General features: G+C 66.0%; 22 protein-coding genes. 8 read left to right on the top strand and 14 right to left on the bottom strand.

What is annotated here, in order from left to right; genetic code table 11:
• Positions 1 to 24 precede the first annotated feature (24 nt).
• Positions 25 to 450: a LapA family protein gene (locus L1O03_RS04235; RefSeq protein WP_236118196.1), complete on the top strand. Its 426-nt coding sequence runs from the start codon at positions 25 to 27 to the stop codon at positions 448 to 450.
• A 28-nt stretch (positions 451 to 478) separates the two neighbouring features.
• On the opposite strand, the gene L1O03_RS04230 is transcribed toward L1O03_RS04235, so the two are convergent.
• From L1O03_RS04230 to rpsB, 6 genes are all read right to left on the bottom strand, one after another.
• Positions 479 to 1,378 (bottom strand): phosphatidate cytidylyltransferase, encoded by a 900-nt coding sequence (locus tag L1O03_RS04230; RefSeq protein ID WP_236118195.1) that lies wholly within the window; start codon positions 1,376 to 1,378, stop codon positions 479 to 481.
• A gap of 24 nt (positions 1,379 to 1,402) precedes the next feature.
• The gene (frr, locus tag L1O03_RS04225; RefSeq protein ID WP_236118194.1) at positions 1,403 to 1,960 is read right to left on the bottom strand and encodes a ribosome recycling factor; all 558 of its coding nucleotides are present in this window, start codon (positions 1,958 to 1,960) and stop codon (positions 1,403 to 1,405) included.
• Positions 1,961 to 2,005: 45 nt separating this feature from the next.
• Positions 2,006 to 2,692 (bottom strand): UMP kinase, encoded by a 687-nt coding sequence (pyrH, locus tag L1O03_RS04220; RefSeq protein WP_236118193.1) that lies wholly within the window; start codon positions 2,690 to 2,692, stop codon positions 2,006 to 2,008.
• 117 nt (positions 2,693 to 2,809) lie between these two features.
• Positions 2,810 to 4,804 carry an acyltransferase family protein gene (locus L1O03_RS04215; RefSeq protein ID WP_236118192.1) on the bottom strand — a complete coding sequence of 665 codons (1,995 nt, stop codon included), beginning with the start codon at positions 4,802 to 4,804 and terminating at the stop codon, positions 2,810 to 2,812.
• 242 nt (positions 4,805 to 5,046) lie between these two features.
• Entirely contained in the window at positions 5,047 to 5,874 is an 828-nt protein-coding gene (tsf, locus tag L1O03_RS04210; protein ID WP_236118191.1) for a translation elongation factor Ts, read from the bottom strand.
• 123 nt (positions 5,875 to 5,997) lie between these two features.
• Positions 5,998 to 6,798, bottom strand: a complete 801-nt coding sequence (rpsB, locus tag L1O03_RS04205) for a 30S ribosomal protein S2 (protein WP_236118190.1) — start codon at positions 6,796 to 6,798, stop codon at positions 5,998 to 6,000.
• Positions 6,799 to 7,191: 393 nt separating this feature from the next.
• On the opposite strand from rpsB, the gene L1O03_RS04200 reads away from it, so the two are divergent.
• Positions 7,192 to 7,701 (top strand): M23 family metallopeptidase, encoded by a 510-nt coding sequence (locus tag L1O03_RS04200; RefSeq protein WP_236118189.1) that lies wholly within the window; start codon positions 7,192 to 7,194, stop codon positions 7,699 to 7,701.
• On the opposite strand, the gene L1O03_RS04195 is transcribed toward L1O03_RS04200, so the two are convergent.
• The 8 genes from L1O03_RS04195 to rplS all read right to left on the bottom strand — a co-directional run bounded on the left by L1O03_RS04195 (position 7,664) and on the right by rplS (position 14,307).
• A complete protein-coding gene (locus tag L1O03_RS04195) occupies positions 7,664 to 8,611 on the bottom strand; it encodes a tyrosine recombinase XerC (RefSeq protein WP_236118188.1) in 948 nt (315 codons plus the stop codon). The genes L1O03_RS04200 and L1O03_RS04195 overlap by 38 nt on opposite strands.
• A gap of 232 nt (positions 8,612 to 8,843) precedes the next feature.
• On the bottom strand, positions 8,844 to 10,031 hold the full coding sequence (dprA, locus tag L1O03_RS04190; protein WP_236118187.1) for a DNA-processing protein DprA: 1,188 nt from the start codon (positions 10,029 to 10,031) through the stop codon (positions 8,844 to 8,846).
• A gap of 21 nt (positions 10,032 to 10,052) precedes the next feature.
• Positions 10,053 to 11,582 (bottom strand): YifB family Mg chelatase-like AAA ATPase, encoded by a 1,530-nt coding sequence (locus L1O03_RS04185; protein ID WP_236118186.1) that lies wholly within the window; start codon positions 11,580 to 11,582, stop codon positions 10,053 to 10,055.
• Positions 11,569 to 11,943 (bottom strand): YraN family protein, encoded by a 375-nt coding sequence (locus L1O03_RS04180; protein WP_236118185.1) that lies wholly within the window; start codon positions 11,941 to 11,943, stop codon positions 11,569 to 11,571. Before L1O03_RS04180 ends, L1O03_RS04185 begins: the two co-directional genes overlap by 14 nt.
• 169 nt (positions 11,944 to 12,112) lie before the next feature.
• Positions 12,113 to 12,418 carry a DUF2469 domain-containing protein gene (locus L1O03_RS04175; RefSeq protein WP_236118184.1) on the bottom strand — a complete coding sequence of 102 codons (306 nt, stop codon included), beginning with the start codon at positions 12,416 to 12,418 and terminating at the stop codon, positions 12,113 to 12,115.
• Positions 12,408 to 13,079 (bottom strand): ribonuclease HII, encoded by a 672-nt coding sequence (locus tag L1O03_RS04170; RefSeq protein ID WP_236118183.1) that lies wholly within the window; start codon positions 13,077 to 13,079, stop codon positions 12,408 to 12,410. The genes L1O03_RS04175 and L1O03_RS04170 overlap by 11 nt, the downstream gene beginning before the upstream one ends.
• A 22-nt stretch (positions 13,080 to 13,101) precedes the next feature.
• The gene (gene lepB / locus L1O03_RS04165; RefSeq protein WP_420830287.1) at positions 13,102 to 13,878 is read right to left on the bottom strand and encodes a signal peptidase I; all 777 of its coding nucleotides are present in this window, start codon (positions 13,876 to 13,878) and stop codon (positions 13,102 to 13,104) included.
• Positions 13,879 to 13,965: 87 nt separating this feature from the next.
• Complete coding sequence (gene rplS / locus L1O03_RS04160) at positions 13,966 to 14,307, bottom strand: 50S ribosomal protein L19 (protein WP_236118182.1); 342 nt, start codon at positions 14,305 to 14,307, stop codon at positions 13,966 to 13,968.
• Positions 14,308 to 14,577: 270 nt separating this feature from the next.
• On the opposite strand from rplS, the gene L1O03_RS04155 reads away from it, so the two are divergent.
• The 6 genes from L1O03_RS04155 (at position 14,578) to L1O03_RS04130 (ending at position 20,331) form a co-directional block, all read left to right on the top strand.
• Positions 14,578 to 16,293, top strand: a complete 1,716-nt coding sequence (locus L1O03_RS04155; protein ID WP_236118181.1) for an ABC transporter ATP-binding protein/permease — start codon at positions 14,578 to 14,580, stop codon at positions 16,291 to 16,293.
• Positions 16,287 to 17,945, top strand: coding sequence for an amino acid ABC transporter ATP-binding/permease protein (locus L1O03_RS04150; protein WP_236118180.1), 1,659 nt, complete (start codon positions 16,287 to 16,289; stop codon positions 17,943 to 17,945). The genes L1O03_RS04155 and L1O03_RS04150 overlap by 7 nt, the downstream gene beginning before the upstream one ends.
• A 75-nt stretch (positions 17,946 to 18,020) precedes the next feature.
• A complete protein-coding gene (locus L1O03_RS04145) occupies positions 18,021 to 18,239 on the top strand; it encodes a PLDc N-terminal domain-containing protein (protein WP_236118179.1) in 219 nt (72 codons plus the stop codon).
• 96 nt (positions 18,240 to 18,335) lie between these two features.
• Positions 18,336 to 18,650: a PLD nuclease N-terminal domain-containing protein gene (locus L1O03_RS04140; protein WP_236118178.1), complete on the top strand. Its 315-nt coding sequence runs from the start codon at positions 18,336 to 18,338 to the stop codon at positions 18,648 to 18,650.
• A gap of 101 nt (positions 18,651 to 18,751) precedes the next feature.
• Entirely contained in the window at positions 18,752 to 19,558 is an 807-nt protein-coding gene (locus L1O03_RS04135; protein ID WP_236118177.1) for an ABC transporter ATP-binding protein, read from the top strand.
• Positions 19,555 to 20,331 carry an ABC transporter permease gene (locus tag L1O03_RS04130; protein ID WP_236118176.1) on the top strand — a complete coding sequence of 259 codons (777 nt, stop codon included), beginning with the start codon at positions 19,555 to 19,557 and terminating at the stop codon, positions 20,329 to 20,331. Before L1O03_RS04135 ends, L1O03_RS04130 begins: the two co-directional genes overlap by 4 nt.
• Positions 20,332 to 20,339: the final 8 nt, after the last annotated feature.

Here is a 20,339-nt window from a genome sequence, read left to right as displayed (position 1 = left end):
TCCGGAGTGCGTAAGTTAGGAAGCATGACCCAATCTTTTGAGAGCGACGACCGCCGCCCCACCACCGACGAGACCCTCGCATCCTCCCCCGCCGCCGCCTCCGCCCCAACGCCCACCCCGTCCACGGACTCCTCTGCGAAGCCGGCCCCCACCCACTCGAGCACCACTCAGCCGAGCACCTCCGAGACTTCTCGCCGGGAGGTCACGGGCTCGCTGGCCGGCAGCACGTGGGTGGGGCTTATTATCGGCGCGCTGCTGCTCATCGTGCTCATTGTCTTTATCGTGCAGAACCAGCAGCAGGCCACTGTCACGCTCTTTGCCTGGGAGTTCAGTCTCTCGGCGGGCCTTATTTATCTCATCTTCGCGATCTTCGGCGCGCTCATCATGGCGCTCGTGGGTGGAGTTCGGATGCTCCAACTGCGCCGCCAGGTGCGCCAGGTTTCGCGCTAGAGTCCGCTCAGGCTCTCGCTCGGGGGGGCTAGACGGCGCCCGTGGAGTGGATGATCGTGAGGATCAGCCACGTCACCATGGCTGCGGGCAACATGCCGTCGAGTCGATCCATCACCCCGCCGTGGCCCGGCAGGAGGTTCGACATGTCCTTGATCCCCAGCTCCCGCTTGAATTGGGATTCCACCAGGTCCCCCAGCGTCGCACAGACGACAAGGAGAACACCCAGGATGGGACCCATCCACCACAGGTGGTGAAGCAGTAGCGTCACGCAGAGGGTGCCGACGACAATGCCGCCAACCAGCGAGCCCACAAAGCCTTCCCAGGACTTCTTGGGGCTCACCGCGGGGGCCATCGGATGCTTGCCAAAGAGCACCCCGGCCACGTACCCGCCCACGTCCGAGGCCACGACGCACAGCATGAACGTCACGATGTAGAGAGAGCCCCGGGGTGTGGCCCCATCGGCGTCGATCCGGGAGATCATCGCGGCGAAGGCGCCGAACATCGGGATCCAGGTGAGGACGAAGAGCCCCACCGCGGTATCGCGGACATAATTGTGGGGCGCCGAATGCGTGCCGTGGCGGAAGAGCCGCCCGTACATGAGCGCGAGGACGCCGAGGACATAGGCGGCCACCAGGCCTTTCGCCCCGAAGGGCCAGCTCGCCCAGATCATGGCCTCACCGATTACGATGATGAGCGCACGAGGAATCACGAAGCCCTTATCCCTCAGGCGGGTGCAGACCTCCCACATCCCGAGCCCGAGGAAGAAGGCCACGAGCGGGTACCACAGGATGGGAAACACCAGCATGCAGAGAAGGGTGAGCGCACCCAGCCCCACCCCGACACCAATGGCCGATTTCAAGTCCCGTCCTGCCTTGGAGCGGGACGAGGGGGCGTCGCTGGGGTCGGGGTGACGGGTGCGCTCTTTCACGGAGTTCCTTCCAGATGCTGACGATTACACAGCCATGAGTTCTTCTTCTTTTTTGCTCACAACCTCGTCGATCTGGGCCACATACGTCTGGGTGATCTTGTCCAATTCCTTCTCGGCTGCCTGGACCTCGTCCTCGCCGGCGTCGCCGTCCTTCTGGATCTTCTTCAGCTGATCCATGCCCTTGCGGCGGACGTTGCGGATGGCGATTTTGCCGTCCTCACCCTTCGACTTCGCGAGCTTCACCATCTCCCGGCGGCGCTCCTCCGTCAGCTGCGGAACGGTGACGCGCAGCACCTGGCCGTCGTTGGTGGGGTTCACGCCGAGGTCGGAGTTGCGAATCGCGTCCTCGATCTCCCCCATCATGGACATCTCGTAGGGCTTGATGAGCAGCATCCGCGGCTCCGGCACCGAGATCGTGGCCATCTGGTTAATGGGGGTGCGCACGCCGTAGTAGTCGGCGAAAACCCCATTGAACATCGCGGGGTTGGCTCGCCCCGTGCGAATCGTCGTCATCTCCTCGCGGGTGTGCTCGACGGTCGTGGTCATACGCTCTTCCGACTCGAAGAGAATCTCATCAATCATGGCTTGTCCTTCTCCGGGTGTAATGGGGCACTGGGCTTGAGATTATCAGGATTGAACCAGGGTACCGATTCGCTCCCCCGCCACTGCCTTCGCAATGTTGCCGTCAGTGAGCAGGTTGAACACCAGAATCGGCATGTTGTTATCCATGCAGAGGCTGAAGGCCGTCGCATCCGCCACCTTGAGCCCCTTCTCGATGACCTCGCGGGGGGTGATCTCCTCGAAGAATTCCGCGTCGGGATTCGTGCGCGGGTCATCGCTGTACACCCCGTCGACGGCCTTCGCCATGAGGAGAACCTCGCAGCCGATCTCCAGCGCGCGCTGGGCGGCCGTCGTGTCCGTCGAGAAGAAGGGCATCCCCATGCCGGCACCGAAGATCACCACGCGGCCCTTCTCCAGGTGGCGGGAGGCGCGCAGCGGCAGGTAGGGCTCCGCAACCTGGGTCATCTGGATGGCGGTCTGCACGCGGCATTCCACCCCCTCTTGGAGGAGGAAGTCCTGGAGAGCGAGGCAGTTCATCACCGTGCCGAGCATGCCCATGTAGTCCGAGCGCGCCCGGTCCATCCCGCGCTGCTGCAGCTGGGCCCCGCGGAAGAAGTTGCCCCCACCGATGACGACGGCGATCTCCGCGCCCGCACGCGAGACCTCAGCAATCTGGCGGGCGACGTTCTCCACGACGTCGGGGTCAATCCCGACCTGGCCACCGCCAAACATTTCACCCCCCAGCTTCAGCATGACACGCTTGTATCCGGTGTTTCTCGCGCTTTCTGCGGGGGCGTTCACGATGGCCCGTCTCCTTTTCTCGTCGACAATCGTCACGATGCTATCCGCGTACATCCTACCTTTAGCGGATTAGACACCGCACTGAGCGGGTACCTTCTTCTCGTCTTTCTGCCACTGCTCCAGGGCGGAGCGCACAGCATGGGCATAGGCCGTAGCACCCTGGGGCTCGGGGTGGATCTGGTCCTCCCGCAGGAGCCCGTGGTTCGCCTGGGCCACATGGCACCAATCCGCCACGTAGACGTTCTCGTGCTCCTGCGCAGCCGTGCGGACCTCCTCCTGGGCCTCCGCCATATAGCCGCGATCCCCATAGGGCATCACGAGGATGATGGTGCGGTCCTCCCCCAGGCTGTCGATGATCTGGTTGAGCAACTCGGGATCGCCCGCGCCCGACGACGGCCCATTGGTGCCAAAGCTCAGGACCACGAAGGGGTCGAGGGTGCCCTGGCTCTCCATGCCGGAGATGATCCCCGGCGCTGCGGCATAGTGGCGCGAGACCTCACCGTCGACGTAAATCCCGGGGAACTCCGTCATCATGGCGTCCTTCGAGGCGAGGAGCACCGAATCGCCGATCGCGGTGATCTTGTCGCCGGAGGGCATGACGCGCTCCTCCTTCTCCTTCTCCTCTGCCGGGTTGACGGCTTGCTCGGCGGTGCCCTTGTCCTGGGCAGCAGCCGCGAGATCCGCCTCCAGCCGCGTGTGCTGCGGCGCCACGATGAGGCTCACCAGCGTGAGGACCGTGAGAGCCACCGCGCCCCCAGCCCAGCCCCAGCGCTGCGAAGGACCGGCGGGTTCGCCGAAGAACTGGCGGAACACGGCCTGGTAGCCGTATCGACGGAAGGGGGTCTCAATGTGCTTGAAGCTCCACTCGGATAGCAGCATCGAGATGACGAGGCCCAGCAGGCCGCTGATCCACATGACAACGTTCGGGTCGATGTCCGCCGGCCCCAGCCTGCGCACGAGCTCGCGCAGCACGATGACCACCGGCCAGTGCCACAGGTACAAGCTGAAGGAAATGGCGCCGAGGTGGCGGAGGACTCGCCTCTCCCCCACCCACTGCGGGATGGTGTGGCCGCGGACAATCCCCGCCACGACGACCACCGTCGCGATCGACGCCACGAGCAGCCCCCCGCGATACGTCACCGGGGACTGATCCGGCAGCGTGAAGAAGAGCGCGAGGAGCACGAGCATCGCGACGAGCGCCGGAATGCCCCAGGTACGACGCCCCGTCACGACGGGCCAGGAGTCCGCTTCGGGATCGGAGCTGTGCGAGCTCAGCCCCAGCGCCAGGGCCACGCCCAGGAGGAGGCCGAAGGCGTGCGTATCCGTCCCGTAGTAGACGCGGGAGGGATCCTGCTGGGGGTCGTAGAGCAGGAGCATCGCCAGCGCCGAGAGCAGGGCCAGGAGGAGCGGGAAAGCGAGGATGGCGCGTCGAGCCCTCTTCTTCCCCGCCACCTTCATGATGAGAAGGAAGAGGAGCGGCCAGAGGACGTAGAACTGTTCCTCCACGGAGAGGGACCAATAGTGCGCGAAGTACTCGGCGCCCTGGTCTGCGAAGTAGGAGCGGGAGGCGATGATCTGCGCCCAGTTATTGGTGAAGAGGAGCGAGCTGAAGAATTGGCGTGGCAGCCCGACGGCGGCGTCCCCACCACACCAGCCACCAATGGCCGTCATAATGATGAGAACGAAGGTGGCCGCGGGGAAGATCCGTCGGGCGCGGCGCAGCCAGAACTGGCTGAGGCTCACGCGCCCCGTGACGGCCTTCTCCCGGACGAGGAGAGACGTGATGAGGAAGCCCGAGAGGACGAAGAAGACGTCGACGCCAAGGTAACCACCCGGAAGCAGATCCCCAAAGAAGTGGTAGAGGACGACGGCAGCCACCGCGATGCCGCGGATGCCGTCGAGCCCTGGGACCCGGCGGATGCGAGGCCTGGCCCCCGGGCGGGTGGGCTTCTTCGTGCCCTTCGTGGCGGCGATGGTCTGCGGCTGCGCGCGGCGCGGACGCGGGGAGGCCGGGGCGGGGCTGGAGATGGCCGCGTCGGGGCTCGTTTCAGTCTGCGGATCCACCGACGCTGGGGCGGGAGCGGGGAGCTCTTTTCGCTGCGCGCTCGATTGTCCGGGAGGTAAGGCAAGCTGCGGTTTTTCCGGCTGCCAAGGCCCGTTGTGTGGCGCGTCCATTCTGTGAAAAGTCCCCTCGTTCACCTGGTTGTCCTGACACGTCTCGAAAAAGACAGAGACCACCCTACGCGCCCGTGGCGCGGGGTGGTCTCATTAGATAAGGTGTGTCGCACCCAATCGTGAGAGCCGTATTAGTGCTGGCCAACCTCGAAACGGATGAAGCTGGTGAGCTTCACGCCGGCCTCGTCCATGAGCTTCTGGACGGTCTTCTTGTTGTCAGCAACAGAGGGCTGCTCGAGCAGGACGGCGTCCTTGAAGAAGCCGTTGAGACGACCCTCGACGATCTTCGGGATAGCCTTCTCCGGCTTGCCTTCCTCGCGGGTGATCTGCTCGGCGATGTTGCGCTCCTTCTCCAGGACGTCGGCGGGGACGTCCTCGCGGGAGAGGTAGGAGGCCTTCAGCGCGGCCACCTGCATGGCGGCGTTGTGAGCGGCTTCCTTCGCCTGCTCGCCCTCACCCTCGTAGGCGACGAGGACGCCCACGGCCGGGGGAAGGTCAGCGGAACGGTGGTGGAGGTACACGGAGACGTTCTCGCCCTCGATGGTCGCGGCGCGACGCAGCTCGAGCTTCTCGCCGATCTTGGCGGAGAGGGCCTGGATGGCGTCGGCGGCGGTCTGGCCGTCGACCTCCACAGCCTTGAGCTCCTCGGCGGAGTTGGCCTTGGCAGCGGCGGCAGCCTCGGCGATCTTCGCGGCGAAGTCCTTGAACTCGGCGTTCTTGGCGACGAAGTCGGTCTCGGAGTTGACCTCGATCATGGTGTTGCCGGAGACGGCGATGAGCCCCTCAGAGGCGTTGCGCTCGGCGCGCTTGCCCACGTCCTTCGCACCCTTGATACGCAGGACCTCGATGGCCTTCTCGAAGTCACCCTCGGTTTCCTCGAGCGCCTTCTTGCAGTCCAGCATCCCGGAGCCGGTGATCTCACGCAGCTTCTTGACATCTGCAGCGGTGTAGTTCGCCATGAGTTAGTGTGTTCTCCTTCGGTGGGAACAGATGAAGTCTGTACTCTGCCCACCAGCGTTCATCCCCGGCTCGGAACCGGAGCGAACGGGGTGGGCATGATGGACGATGTGTCGAGGCAGAGTCTACTGGGCGTCCTCGGCTTTTTCAGCCTGAGCCTCAGCGTTCTCGACGGCGGCGGCGTCCTTCTCCGCGGTGTCACCGGCAGCTTCCTTGGCGGCAGCCAGCTCGCGCTCCTGGCGAGCCTTGCGGCCCTCCTCCACAGCGGTGGAGATGATGCGGGTGAGCAGGCTGGTGGAGCGGATGGCGTCGTCGTTGCCCGGGATCGGGTAGGTGACCTCGTCGGGGTCGCAGTTGGTGTCGAGGATGGCGACGACCGGGATGCCGAGCTTCTTCGCCTCAGCGACGGCGATGTGCTCCTTGTTGGTGTCGACGACCCAGAGGGCGGAGGGGACCTTGGTCATGTCCGCGATACCGCCGAGGACGCGCTCCAGCTTCTGGCGCTCGCGGGTGAGCATGAGGACTTCCTTCTTGGTGCGGCCCTCGTAGCCGTTCTCCGCGGCATCCATGGCCTGCAGTTCCTTCATGCGGTGCAGACGCTTGGAGACGGTCTGGAAGTTGGTGAGCATACCGCCCAGCCAGCGGTGGTTGACGTAGGGCATCCCGACGCGCTCGGCCTCGGTCTGCACGGCCTCCTGAGCCTGACGCTTGGTGCCGACGAAGAGGATGGTGCCACCGTGGGCGACGGTCTCCTTGACGAACTCGAACGCCTCGTCGATGTAGGTCAGGGTCTGCTGCAGGTCAATGATGTAGATCCCGTTGCGGTCAGTGAAGATGAACCGACGCATCTTCGGGTTCCAACGACGGGTCTGGTGGCCAAAGTGCACACCAGCATCAAGAAGCTCACGCATGGTCACGACTGCCATGGGATACTCCCTCCTTCTCTAGAAATGTGGTTTTCCGACTGTGCAGGTGTTGTGATTTTGCCTGCACCCTAGCGATCGTTGCCTCTCCAGCACCCTCTCCCGACGGGGCAAGGGACCACGCTAGAAACGCTCCCGGAACCGGGCCGACCGCGCGTAGTCAACGCAGCTATCCAGCGCTTTCCGTGGAAGAGCCCAGAATAGTCACATTGCTGGCGGAAATTATAGCGCATTCTGCACGAATCCCCTAATCCATGAAAGGGCGGGGAGCAGCAGTTTTCCACAGGCTGGCGGATCGTTGTCACTATGTTCACTGGCGTCACATTCTCCACAGTTTCGGGGCATTCCGGCTCCTCGCCACTCGACGATCGCAGCCCCGCACCGCAGGATCAGTGCATGAACTCTCGCATCCTCCGCCTGGTAATTTCCGCGCTCTGCTGCATCGGCTTAAGCACGGCAGCTCTCCCGACGGCTGCCGCGTATGTTGATCCCACCACCGGCCGCCCGTCCGCGCGGAAGGTCCTCCGTCCCTTCGACAAGCCGGCGCAGAACTGGCTTCCCGGCCATCGGGGCGTGGACCTCGACGCACCGATCGGCAGCGACATCCTCGCCGCTGAGGACGGGGCCGTCGCCTTCGTGGGCGTGGTGGCCGGCACCCCGACCCTCTCCATCGATCACGCTGACGGCATCCGCACGACCTATCAGCCCGTGCACGCCGTCGTCGAACGCGGAGCGCAGGTGAAAGAAGGCCAGCTCATCGGGAGGCTCGGCCACCCCTTCGATGGCTATCCCGGCCTGCACTGGGGAGCCAAGCGCGGCGAGGACTACCTCAACCCGCTGAGCTTGCTCGACGCGCCCGTCATCAGGCTCAAGCCCGTGGGTGGGCGCGGCGGTAGACCTCTTTAAGGCGCTCGGCATTGACATGGGTATAAATCTGCGTGGTCTGGAGCGAGCTGTGCCCCAGCATGTCCTGGACAATGCGGAGGTCCGCCCCGCCTTCCAGCACGTGCGTCGCCGCGGAGTGACGCAGACCGTGGGGGCTGAGATCCCCAGCCCCATTAGCCTCCGCGGAGCGATGGACGACGCGCCGCACCTGGCGAGGATCAATGCGCTTTCCCCGCACACCAACGAAGAGGGCCTTCTCCCCCGCTTCCGCGAACTCAGCGCGCCCCTCGCGGATCCAGGCATCGAGGGCCTCGGCCGCCGGCTCCCCAAAGGGCACGGTTCTCTCTTTGTTCCCCTTCCCCACCACGCGCGCGGTGCGCTGTTCCAGGCGGACATCACCGAGGTCGAGGCCGCAGAGCTCCGCCACGCGCATGCCCGAGGCATAGAGCAGCTCCAGCATGGCCGTGTCTCTGAGGCGCTCCGGGCCCTCCGGCGAGGGGGTGTGGCTGACGACCTCCTGCGCTTGTGTCTCGTTGAGCACGCGGGGAAGCGCACGATGAGCAGTGGGGTGGGCGAGCCGCGCCGCGACATCCTTGTCGAGGAATCCCTGCTTGACGGCCCAGGTGCTCAGCGCGCGGGCGGCCGCGGTCCGACGGGCGAGAGTCGCGCGGCTCTTGCCGCTGCGCAGGGCGTCGGCGAGCCACGCGCGGAGGACCTCCAGGCTTAAGTCATTGAACGTCTCCGCGAAAGGCAGGAGCGTGCGCAAATCCGAGCAATAGCCGCGCACCGTGGCCGGCGAGCGCCCCTTCACGAGCTTTTCGTACTCCCCGAACTCCTCGATGGCGGGCTCCAGCCGCGCCGCTCCCCGAGATGCAAGCGAGGGCGGTGCCGACCGTTGCTTCGGCACCGCCCTCGTTGTTGACTCACCCATAATGCACAACCTTAGCTTCCGATCAGTCCCGGGGGCCAGGTTCCTCTCTCCTGTACCGCCCGTTCTTCCCTTTCGGTAGTAGTCCGGCGCCCAGCCCGACGCCCAACTACTAAACTTAGGCTTGCCTGTCTCACCCTAGCTGAGGCGGCGGCACTTGGCAAGACCTTTCTCCAACTTTTTCTCGATATCAGAGTTTCCGCAGCGTAGCTGCCCTCTCCGAACGCCGGCCCGGCTACGCCGCGGCCCCCGAGTGGCGGATCCGACGCCACGTGATTCCCTCGCGGCGACACAGCCCCCGCTGCTGCAAGGTCATCAGCGCGTGCACCGTGAGAGCGAGTGGCAAACCCGCCTCGGAGGCCAGGGCTTCCGTCTCCGTCCCCTTGTGTTCGCTCAGCGCATCGAAGACCTTGAGCTCCGCGGGAGAGAGCCGCTGGACCTCGTCGGGGGCGAATTGCAGCTCGTACTGCTGGTCCACGTCGAGCCCGCCCAACGTGCTCAGCAGACTGCGGATGTCTGCGCCGGAGGTGACCAGCTGGGCGTCGCCACGGCGAATCTTGTCATGGCATCCCAGGGAGGCCACGGAGGTGACGGGGCCGGGGACGGCCATCGCCACCCGCCCGAAGGCCTGCGCCCAGGTGAGGGTGCTGAGAGCTCCCGAACGCCAGGCCGCCTCCACGACCACGGTCCCCTGGCTCAACGCCGCGACCAAGCGATTGCGGGTGAGGAATCGGTGCCGCGCCGGCCGGAGCAGCGGCGGGTACTCGCTGACGAGCGCGCCACGCTCGGCGATGGAACGGAACAGCTCAGCATGAGCAGCCGGATAGTTCACCCCCGGGCCGCACGCTGCCACGGCGATGGTTGCGGCCCCGGCCTCCACCGCGCAGCGATGCGCAACCGCATCCGCGCCGAGCGCTCCCCCAGAGACGATCGTCCACTGATGCTGGATCATGTCGCGCACGATCATCCGCGTGGCCTCCGCCCCATAGGCACTGAGCGCCCTCGTCCCGACGACGGCCAGCGCCTGCTGCGTGAGCGTTCTCAAGGATTGACCCTTGACCCACAGGGCGTGCGGGCGCACAGCATCCTCCCGATAGGTTCGCGGGCGGCTGCTGAGTCCCGTCGCGGCATAGCCAAAAGCCACCGTGAATTGCTCCTCCGGCCACTCCTTCGACTGCGCGCTGAGAAGACGGAATCCGTGGCGTTCGGCCTCGTCGAGGTCCTCCCCGGCGCGATCCCAATCCCAGCGGCTCGCGGTCTGTCGGAGGAGCTCCGGGCCCAGCCATTCCTCCCTGTTCTTCACGGCCTGGGCGAGCTCCTCAAGGCTGCGCCCCTGGGCGAGGTGCTCCTGCAGCGGGCGGCTTGGCCCCTCGATGACTCGGGAGAGGTAGGCCCCGGCCAGCTGGTGCTCATCGTGTGTCATTCTTATTCCTTCCCCTCGTGTTCATGCAGGTTCCTTCCCCTCGTGTTCATGCAGGTCAATGGCGCGAGCCATGTGGTCGATGTCAGGGCGGGGAGCCCCGTCGAGATCGCAGAGTGTCCACGCCACGGTGAGCGTGCGGCTCACTCCGCGCTGGGTGAGAGAGCGCTGGGCAAGGTGTGCCCCGAGGAGCGCCATGGCCGGCTCGTCGGCCGGGTGTTCTCGTCGGAGGAGATGCGGGTCCACGTGAGCGTTGAGGCTGACGGGGACCCCGGCGCGAGCCCAACGGTGCGCGGAGCGCTCCCGGGCGGCGGCGACGCGCTCGGCGATCTCCGCGCTCGAGGGGGTTGAGGCCTCGGCGAGGATCTGGCCTCCGCTCCGACTCCGCACGATGATGTCGATGCGATCCCGCAGCGGGCCGGAGAGATTCTGGAGGTAGCGCTGCCGTTCGGTGGCTCGGCACCGGCACTCGGCGAGAGTTTCCGCACCGCATCGGCAGGGGTTGGCGGCGAGGACCAGCTGGCAGCGGGCCGGCAGGACACACTCCCGCCGCGAGCGGATGATCCGGACTTCGCCCTGGTCGAGAGGGGTGCGTAGCGCGTCGAGGATGGCCGCGGGGATCTCCGAGACCTCATCGAGGAAGAGGATCCCATGATGCGCAAGGCTCACCGCCCCGGGCGTCGGGTAGCCCGAGCCACCCCCAAGGAGCGCCGCCCGCGTCACGCTGTGATGGGGAGCGACGAAGGGAGCCCGGCGCACGGGGAGCTCATGCCCTCCCCCGCTGAGGGAGTGGATGATCGTGGCGTCGATGCACTGGGTGGGGGTGAGCGGGGGCAGGATGCTCGGCAAGCGGGCGGCCAGCATGGACTTCCCGGAGCCCGGCGGGCCGATGAGCATGAGGTGGTGCCCGCCCGCAGCAGCCACTTCCGCGGCGTGAACGAGCTCCGGCTGCCCCACCACATCCCGCATGTCCCCGTGCGTGCGGCCTGGCTCTCCCATCGCCCGGGGCCGCGGCGCGCCGAGGTCCCCCACCCCGCAGGCCCAGCGCCAGGCCTCGATGAGGTGATCGGCAAGGAGGATCTCCACGCTGTTCTCACGGAAGAGGGCGGCCTCCTCCTCGTTGGCCTGGGGCAGGATGACGGTGCGCATGCCCTCCTCCTCGGCCCGCCGGAGGGCCGCGAGGACGCCAGGAACGCGGCGGACTCTGCCGTCGAGACCCAATTCTCCGAGGATGAGGGCGCGGGAGAGTCGGCGGTGGACCTCGGTGCTGGGCTGGGCGGCCGCGAGGATGCCAAGGGCCATCGCGAGGTCATAGTGCGCCCCCTTCTTCCGCAGCGAGGCGGGAGACAGGGAAAGCGTGATCTTGGTTTTGGGCCAGCCGAGCTCCGAGTTGATGATGGCGGTTTTCATGCGCTCGCGGGCCTCGCTCACTGCGGTGTCGGCGAGCCCCACAATGTGGACGCCCGGCAGGCCCGCGCCGATGTTGACCTCCACCTCGATGGGCTCGGCGCTCACCCCGAGGAACGCGACGGAGCGGGTGCTAGCAAGCGGCATCGTCCACCCCCTGATAGACGCGGAGGGTGCCATCGACGATGCTCACCACGTCGATGCGCACACTGCCCGCCGGGTTCTCGCTGAGCCAGCGGCTCATCGCTCGGCGCATCTTCACGAGCTTCCACGCCGTCACGGACTCCGCTGCCCCAAAGGCCTCGGAGCTGCGGGTTTTTACCTCGACGAAGACGGTATCCCCCGAGGGCTCCCGGACGATGAGATCGATTTCCCCGACGGGATAGCGGACGTTTCTCTGTAGGATCTGCGCCCCTCGGCGTCGGTACCACCGGGCGGCGGCGTCTTCCCCCTGGGCGGCGAGTGTTCTGCGCTTCTGGCTGGCACGGCGATGGTGATCGGTGGCCATCGTGGTCTCCCCCTGTCTCTCAAGAATTGACTGAGATCAGGGTGCCGTGGCAGGCGGAGACCCACAAGGCCCCCGAACGCGCGAGGGCCGGAACTGTGGAGAACGGAGGTTATCCACAGCCCCGGCGTCGGCCCTCTTGACTCGAGGAGGGAGATGTGCTGCGTTCGCGTTACTCCGGCATCACGAGGTCCGGCTTATCCAGCTCCTCGATGTTGACGTCCTTGTACGTGATGACGCGGACATAGCGGACGAAGCGGGCGGAGCGATACATGTCCCACACCCAGGCATCGGACATCCGCACTTCGTAGTACACGTCGGAGCCGCTCGTGTGCGGGATGAGTTCGACCGCATTGGCCAGGTAGAAACGGCGCTCCGTCTCCACAACATAGGAAAACTGGCTGACGACGTCCCGATACTCCCGGTAGAGAGACAGCTCTACGTCGGCCTCGTAGTTGTCGAGCTCCTCAGCGCTCATGATGCCCCTTTCCTTCCGGCGCGTGGTCACGGCACCACCGCTCGTGCGCGGCGGCCACATTGGAATAACTATATCGGTGTTCGGGGCAGGCGCCGTGGCGGCGCACCGCGTCCATGTGCGCCTTCGTTCCATAACCCTTGTGGCGCTCCAACCCATAGCCCGGGTAGGTGCGGGAGAGCTCCACCATGAGCTCGTCCCTCGCGTGCTTGGCTAAAACGCTCGCCGCGGCAATGCACCGCACGAAGCCATCCCCGCCGATGATGGGCAGCGAGGGGCAGGCCAAACCCGGAACCCGCATGGCATCGGTGAGGACATACCCGGGAGCGAGCTCGAGGGCCGCGACCGCCCGCCGCATGCCGGAGATATTCGCGTGCTGGATCCCCAGGCGATCAATCTCGGCCGCGGGAATGTGGATAATCGACCAGGCCAGCGCCCTGCGCTGGATGATCGGAAAGAGCTGTGCGCGGCGGGCGGGGCTGAGCTTCTTCGAGTCCGTCAGCGCGGCGAGCTCGGGCAGGGAACGGCTCGGCAGGATGCACGCCGCCACCGTGAGCGGGCCGCAGCAAGATCCGCGGCCGGCTTCATCGACGCCCGCCACGGGCCCGAGGAGCGCGCGGTCGAGCGCCACCTCATGCGTGCGGAGATAGGCGAGAGTGCGCACAGGAGTACAGGGGGCCGGGGGTTTAGGAGGCCGAGCTCTGGGCGTCGAGATCCACGGAGGAGACGCCCCCAATCCTTGTGAAGGGGTACACGATGGCCGTCACCTTGCCGCGGATGTTTTCGCGCGGGATGGTGCCCTGGAGCTCATCGCCCATATGGAAGCGGGAGTCGCGGGAATTCGTGCGGTTATCGCCCATCATGAAGTAGTGGCCCTCCGGCACGGTGACCGGCCCGAAATAGGGGCCGCCGCACTCTGCGGAGCCATCGGGCGAGGCCGGGTCGACGGGATACATGGGCGGGTTGAGCACGTAGGAGTCATCCACCTTCTTCCCATCGACCATGATCCCCGGGTCGCCGGGAAGGCAGGACACCGTCTGTCCACCCTTCGCGATAATACGCTTGACCAGGTCATTCTCATCCGGCGCCACGAGCCCCACATAGGAGAGCGCATTCTGCACACCCCGCATCATGGGATTCTCCGAGCGCTGCGAGACAAAGGATTCATCCCAGGACTCCGCCCCCTTGAAGACGACGACGTCCCCCGGCTCAGGATCAGAGAAGTAATAGGAGACCTTCTCCACCGCGATACGGTCCCCCGTGCAGCCGGCGCAGCCGTGGAGGGTCGGCTCCATCGACTGGCTGGGGATGACGTAGAGCCGGCCGATGAAGTTCTGGATGACAAAGATGATCGCCAGAGTCACCACGATGACCACGGGAATCTCGATGTACCACGGCCAGGACGAGGAGTCCTTCGAGGACGAGGGGGTGGACGTCGGGGATGTCGATTCTGGTTCAGTCACGCTGCACAGAATAGCAGCAAGGAAAAGGCCCCAGCCTCCCCGAGGGAGAAGCTGGGGCCGCCCACCCGCGCGAGGTGGGGAAAAGAATTAGCGACGCTCCTTGATGCGAGCCGCCTTGCCGCGCAGGTTGCGCAGGTAGTACAGCTTGGCGCGGCGGACCTTACCGCGACGCACAACATCAATGTGGTCAATGTTCGGGGAGTGCACCGGGAAGGTACGCTCGACGCCGATACCGAAGGACACCTTGCGGACGGTGAAGGTCTCGCGGATGCCGCTGCCCTGGCGGCGAATCACGACACCTTTGAAGAGCTGGGTACGGACGTTGGAGCCCTCGATGACCTTGACGTGAACGTCGAGGGTGTCACCGGGACGGAAATCCGGAACGTCATCGCGCAGCTGTGCGGCGTCAACCTTGTCAAGAATGTTCATGAACGATCTTCCTTCACTGAAAGAGGGATAGAGGACCCTGGCGGCACTTCCACTTCGGTGGCGCTCGGCCGGTTCGTATCCGTGACATTGTCGCAGCCAGCGGGCGCTTCGTGGGGCGCACGTGCCCTTCTCGCCGCTGACCAACCTCAGTAGTGTGCCATATTCCCCGCTGGCAGGGCAAATGCTTCGGCGCGTGTCGCGTATCCCTCACCGCGGGATCGCCCGCCGGGCGGGAACGAGGGATAAGTGGCAACGCTTATCATGAGATCTATGCCTAGCCTGACCTCCGCGGGCCCTGCAGGGTCACCGCCTCCCATTCCCCTCGATAGCCCACGTGACCGGGCTTTTCACGCCGCGGTCCTCCTTCTGTGCCTTGTGCGGACGGCCGCGCTGGCCATGGTGTGCGTGGAGCTCGGACGCGGGGTGGGTTCTCTCATCGAGAGCGGGAGGCTTGACCTTCCCCTCACCTCACTGCTGCTGTGGACGATCCTCGCCGCGCTGAGCGACGCCGGGCGGATCCTCGTCGAGAACACAGGAGCGACGGCAGCCCAGGAGGATTATCAGGATCGGCTTCTCCGCCACCTCTTTGCCCTGGGGCCCGCGCGCGTGAGCGCTGAGCGGCGCGGCGGGCTCGTGGCCTTGCTGAGCGACGGGGCCGGGCGAATCGCCACCTACCGGCAGACGTATCTGGCCTCGGCGATCGCGGGCATGTGTTCGCCGATCATCGTGCTCATTGTCATCGGCTTCTGGGGTGACCCGGTGACGTGCGGCTGGCTCTGCCTCGCCCTGCCCGTGCTTCCCCTCATCATGGGGTTGTTCTCCCACGTCACGCGGGGCGTCTCGGCCTCTTCCCGGAAAACGAGGGCACGCCTGGCCGCCCGCTACCTCGACGCCCTCCAGGGCCTCGAGAGCCTCACCATCACCGGAGCCGCCCCGCGCGTGTCCACCGAGCTCTCCGAGCTCGGCGAGCGCAACCGCCAAAAAGTCATGAAGGTGCTGGCCTCCAACCAGCTCATTCTCTTCATTATCGACGCCGGCTTCTACCTGGCCTTCATCACCGTGGCCGCCGTCCTCTCGATTGCGCGCCTGGGCTCAGGGGCCATCACCCCCACCCAGGCGATCACCACCTGCCTGCTGAGCCTCCTGCTCCTCGCTCCGATGGGTGAGATCGGTGGCTTCTTCTACGTGGGCATGGCGGGCCGCGCGAACCAGCGCGCCTTCCGGGCCTTCCTCTCCACTCCCCTGCCCGAGGGGAACGCGGCCTCCGCCCGCGGGGACGCATCCGCCCCGGACCGCCGCGCGCCGGAGCTTCGCCTCCGCGGGGTGAGTTTCTCCTATCCCGGCGCGGCGGAGACGGCGCTCTCCGTCCTTGACATGGAGGTTGCCCCCGGCGAGTTCCTGGCCATCACGGGACGCTCGGGCGTGGGCAAGAGCACCCTGGCCCATCTGCTCAGCGGGGAGCTTCGACCCAGTTCGGGCGAGATTCTCATCGGGGGCGAGGGCGCCTCGCCGAGCATGATGCGGGACCTGTCGGCCGTCGTCGCCCAACGTACCTGGCTCTTTGCGGACTCCATCCGAGGCAACCTCAGCCTCTCGCGGCCAGACGCCAGCGAGGAGGAACTCTGGGAGGCGCTCCGCCAGGCTCGGCTCGATGAGGAGGTGCGCTCGTTCCCGGAGGGGTTGGATACCCGCATCGGCGAGGGCGGGGCGGGGCTCTCCGGGGGCCAGGCGCAGCGGTTGTCGCTGGCGCGGGCGCTCGTGTCGGGGCGTCGTCTCCTCATCCTCGATGAGCCGAGCGCGCACATTGACCGCGACTCCGAGGCGGCCCTCATGGACAGCCTCCGTGATCTGCGGGGAAGCCACACCATCGTCATGGTGACGCACCGCACGGAGACGCTGCGCTCCTGCGACCGTGTGGTGCGCCTCTCCTCGGAGCCCGGCCGTCCCCACTCCACTTCGAGCACTCAGGAGGACACCTCATGCTGACGTGGCTTCTTCGTCATACCCGCCCGGTGCTTGGCCCGCTCGTGTGGTCGACGCTCTGCCGGATCCTCGATCATCTTCTAGGCATCGGCGTCATCGGACTGACCGGATGGCTCTTGGTCTGGGCGGCCGAGCGCGCCGCCCAGGGCGAGGGGGTTCCCGGCTCCTCCGTGTGGCAAATCGTCGGGATCATCGTCCTCATGTGCCTGGTCAAAGCGTTCCTCCACTATGGGGAGCAGTTCCTCGGCCACCTCGTGGCCTTCAAGGCGCTGGAGCTTTTGCGCACCACCCTGTTCCGGGAGCTCATCCCCCGCTCCCCGGCGATTGTTGCGCGTAGAGATGCCCACGGTTCCGGCGACGTCTTAAGCCGCGCCACCGCGGACATCGACGGCATAGAGGTCTTTTTCGCCCACTCCATTGCTCCGCTCATCTCGTCTGTGGTGGTGCCCATCCTCACGTTCATTGGCGTGGGTGTCCTTGCGAGCCCCCGGATGGCGATCGTGGCGGGCATCGTCCTGCTCATCGTCTGGGTCCTCATCCTCCTCGTGGGCTGGCGGAGTGCCTCGCGGGCGGCGGGCGCCAGCCTCAGCGCGCGCGGGGCGCAGGGGCAAACCCTCACCGACACCGTGCAGGGGGTGCGCGAAATCCTCGGCTATGGGGCCGAGGAACGGCAGTGGACCGAGATCCGCGCCCACCGGCGCGAGGGCCGAACACCCGCCGCCCGGCTCACCGGGATCTTGGCTGGGCGTCGAGCCCTCATGATCCTTGGCCATACTCTGAGCGTCATCATCCCGCTGCTGTCTCTCCGGGGCGCGGAGGGGCTTTCCGCGGCGGGGGTGGTGGCCTCCGCGCTGGCGCTGTGGCGACTGTGGGAGATCATCGAGGGCGTGGAGGCGTGCGCGACCTCCCTCCACACCGCGCTGGGCGGGGCGCGGCGCGTCTACGAGCTCACCCACGAGGAGCCGGCCGTCACCGCGGGGGGCGAGGAGTGGCAGCCCGAGCGCGCACCCGATGTGACCTGGGAGAATGTGAGCTTCGAGGCCCCGCGCCTGGATGGCTTCAGCCTCGACGCCCGCTCCGGCGAGTGGACCACCATCGTGGGCCGCACGGGCTCGGGCAAATCCACCGCCCTCAATCTGCTCCTGCGCTATTGGGATGCCGACGACGGCCGCGTCCTCCTCGACGGCTGCGATATCCGCGACTTCCGCCCGCAGAGCCTCTACGAGAACATCGGCGTCGTGCCGCAGCACGCGGCCGTCCTCACGGGAACGATCCGCGAGAACCTCCAGCTCGGCGCCCCGCAGGCGAGCGAGGAGGACATGTGGCACGCCCTCGACGACGTCTGCCTCACCGAGGAAATCACCGCGATGGGCGGTCTCGACACCCCCGTGGGAGAGGCGGGCGCTGCACTGTCGGGTGGGCAGCTCCAACGGCTGGTGATCGCCGCGATGCTGCTCAAGAAGCCGCAGCTCATCGTGCTCGATGAGTCGACCTCCCACCTCAACCCGGAGTTGGCCAGGGACGTGAGAACGCGCGTGCGCGCCCGTTTCCCCCGGGCCACCGTCATTGAGGTGAGCCATACGCTCGCCCCGGACGATCCCCTGGTGGATCACAGGGTGGAATGCGACCGGGGACGGATTCGACAGTCGCACTAAAGGACCCCCTTCAGCCAAAGAGTGACTTGTGCTATTCTCACTAGCACAAGTCACTTTATGTTTTGGAGGTTCATCATGACATCCCGATCGCTGTCCCAGCTCTCTCCGCAGCAGCGCGGCCTGCTCGGCCTCGCCGGCGTCGCCCAGGTGGGACTGTGCATCACGGCACTCATCACCCTTGCCCGCACCCCGAAGAGCGCCGTCCGCGGCCTCCCCCGGTGGGCCTGGGTTCCGGTGTGCTTCATCAACTTTGTCGGCCCCATCGCCTTCCTCACCCTGGGCCGGAAGCACTAACCCATCCGTACCGAGCCCCGCTGCGCGGGGCTCTACACCATCACCGGGGGCGCACGTCGCCTCCGGTGATATCACTATCAGAAGGGATCACTGCCCATGTCACTACTGACTCTTGCCTCACAAACGGATCAGCTGTCCACCGGGAGCCGCGTCTTTGTTGGTGCTCTGCTTGTCGTCCAGATCGGCCTCGCCATCGCCGCGCTCATCGTCCTTCTGAGGACGTCGCGTGAACGCCTCCGCCTTCTTCCTGTCTGGGGCTGGGCTCTGGTCATCCTCTTTATCAGCATCATCGGGCCTATCGTGTTTCTCGCTGCAGGCCGTGGGCCCGAACAGGCTCAAGAGGCCTCTGACGGCCAGTATCCAGGGCAATCCTCCGAGCCGGGAGAGCCGGGAGTGGTGCCGGGAAAATAAGCACACGCGCACCGGCATCCTCTGATTCGGCAGCCACCCACGCGCCCTCCCCCTCGCAGAATCACGATGAGCGGCAGAACCTCGCCATTTTCGCCTCCGGTTTGCGCTATTCGGTCAAGAATCACCCCATCCTGCGCGGCGTTGACCTCGCCGTCCCGGAGGGAAGCATCTACGGCTTCCTCGGCCCCAATGGCTCCGGGAAGACCACAACGCTGCGAATTCTGCTCGGTTTTCTCGCCCGCGATGAGGGCGAGCTGCTCATCCATGGAACGCCCGTCGCGCGTGATACCCCTCGCTCCGACATCAGCTATCTTCCCGATGTGCCGGTTTTCGACCCGTGGCTCACCCCGCGCCAGTATCTCCGCATCAGCGCCGCGCTGTCCGGCATCCCGTCGTCGGCACGAGAAGCCCACGTCGATGGCGCTCTCCACCGCGCTCACCTCGCCCATGTTGACACCCCTCTCGGGGGATTATCCCGAGGAATGCGGCAACGATTCGGCATCGCGCAGGCTCTTCTCCACGAGCCCCGCGTGCTCATCCTCGATGAGCCGACGTCCGCGCTCGACCCACTATCTCGGGATGACATGCTCGAGCTCATCGACAGCCTCCGGGGCCACACCACCGTGTTCTTCTCCACCCATTCCATGAGCGATGTGGAATCCGTCTGCGATCATGCTGCCTTCCTCTACCAGGGAAAGATCCGCGCCGCGGGGACCATCGCGGAGCTCACGCAGACGTACGGGGGCAGCAGCCACCTTCAGGCCTCCTTTGACCCAGCGGGCCTCCATCCCGATGAGGTCCAGGGCATTCTCCGCGAGGCCGGCTGCCAGGACATCTCTCTTCGCCCTGAGCGCTCTCTCCACAACGCCTTCACCACAGTGATCAGAAGGGCGGACAGCCACTCATGACGACAGTGCTTACTCTCTTCCGGCGCACCCTCCTGTACCTGAAATCCCGCTGGACCACCTGGGTGTTCTTTGCCCTGGCGTGTTTCTTCGGGATCACGGCGGCTCCCACCGCCCAGTACCTGCCCGACATCCTCAGCTCCCTTGCCGGACCGGACCTTCCCATCGACACAGCTCAGCTCCCCGATCCCACCATTCGGGACGCCTGGGCCCAGTGGAGTTCCCAGCTCCAGCAGCTCTTTCCCCTCTTCATCGCCATCATGGCAGGAGGACTCATTTCCACTGACGTTGCGGGGCGAACCATCATCCCCCTTCTCTCCCGCGGTGTCTCCCGCCGACGGTATTGGTGGGTGTCTTTCGCCTCGCTCCTCCTGGTCATCTGCGCCAGTGTGCTCTGCGGGCTCATCCTCGTCCTCGTCATCTCTCCCCTCTTCTTTGAGATGGACGCGGGAGATCTCCGCGCACCACTTCTCTTCACGCTGCGGTGGGTGCTCTTCATCCTTCCCCTGGTGGGCATCGCGATGCTGGCCTCCGCCTGCGGGGCGTCCTCCCTCGGCGCTGCAGCGCTGGGCCTCGTCTACTTCGCCGTGTGCACGGTCCTCGTCATGAGCCCGCACATCGCGAGCTATACCCCCGCCGGCCTCCTTCTGGATTGGGAGGCAGGCGGGGAGGCCCTGGAGGATCGCTCCGTCTGGGTGAGCGCGCTCGAGTCCGCAGCGCTGAGCGTCCTCGTGCTCGAGGTCGGATCCCAACGATTCCGCAGGCTCAGCCTCTAGCCGGGCTC

The sequence above is a fragment of the Corynebacterium uropygiale genome (assembly GCF_021568315.1).
GTDB lineage: Bacteria > Actinomycetota > Actinomycetes > Mycobacteriales > Mycobacteriaceae > Corynebacterium > Corynebacterium uropygiale.
Note: the sequence above shows the minus strand (reverse complement) of the source record. Positions and strands in the feature narration are given on the sequence as shown.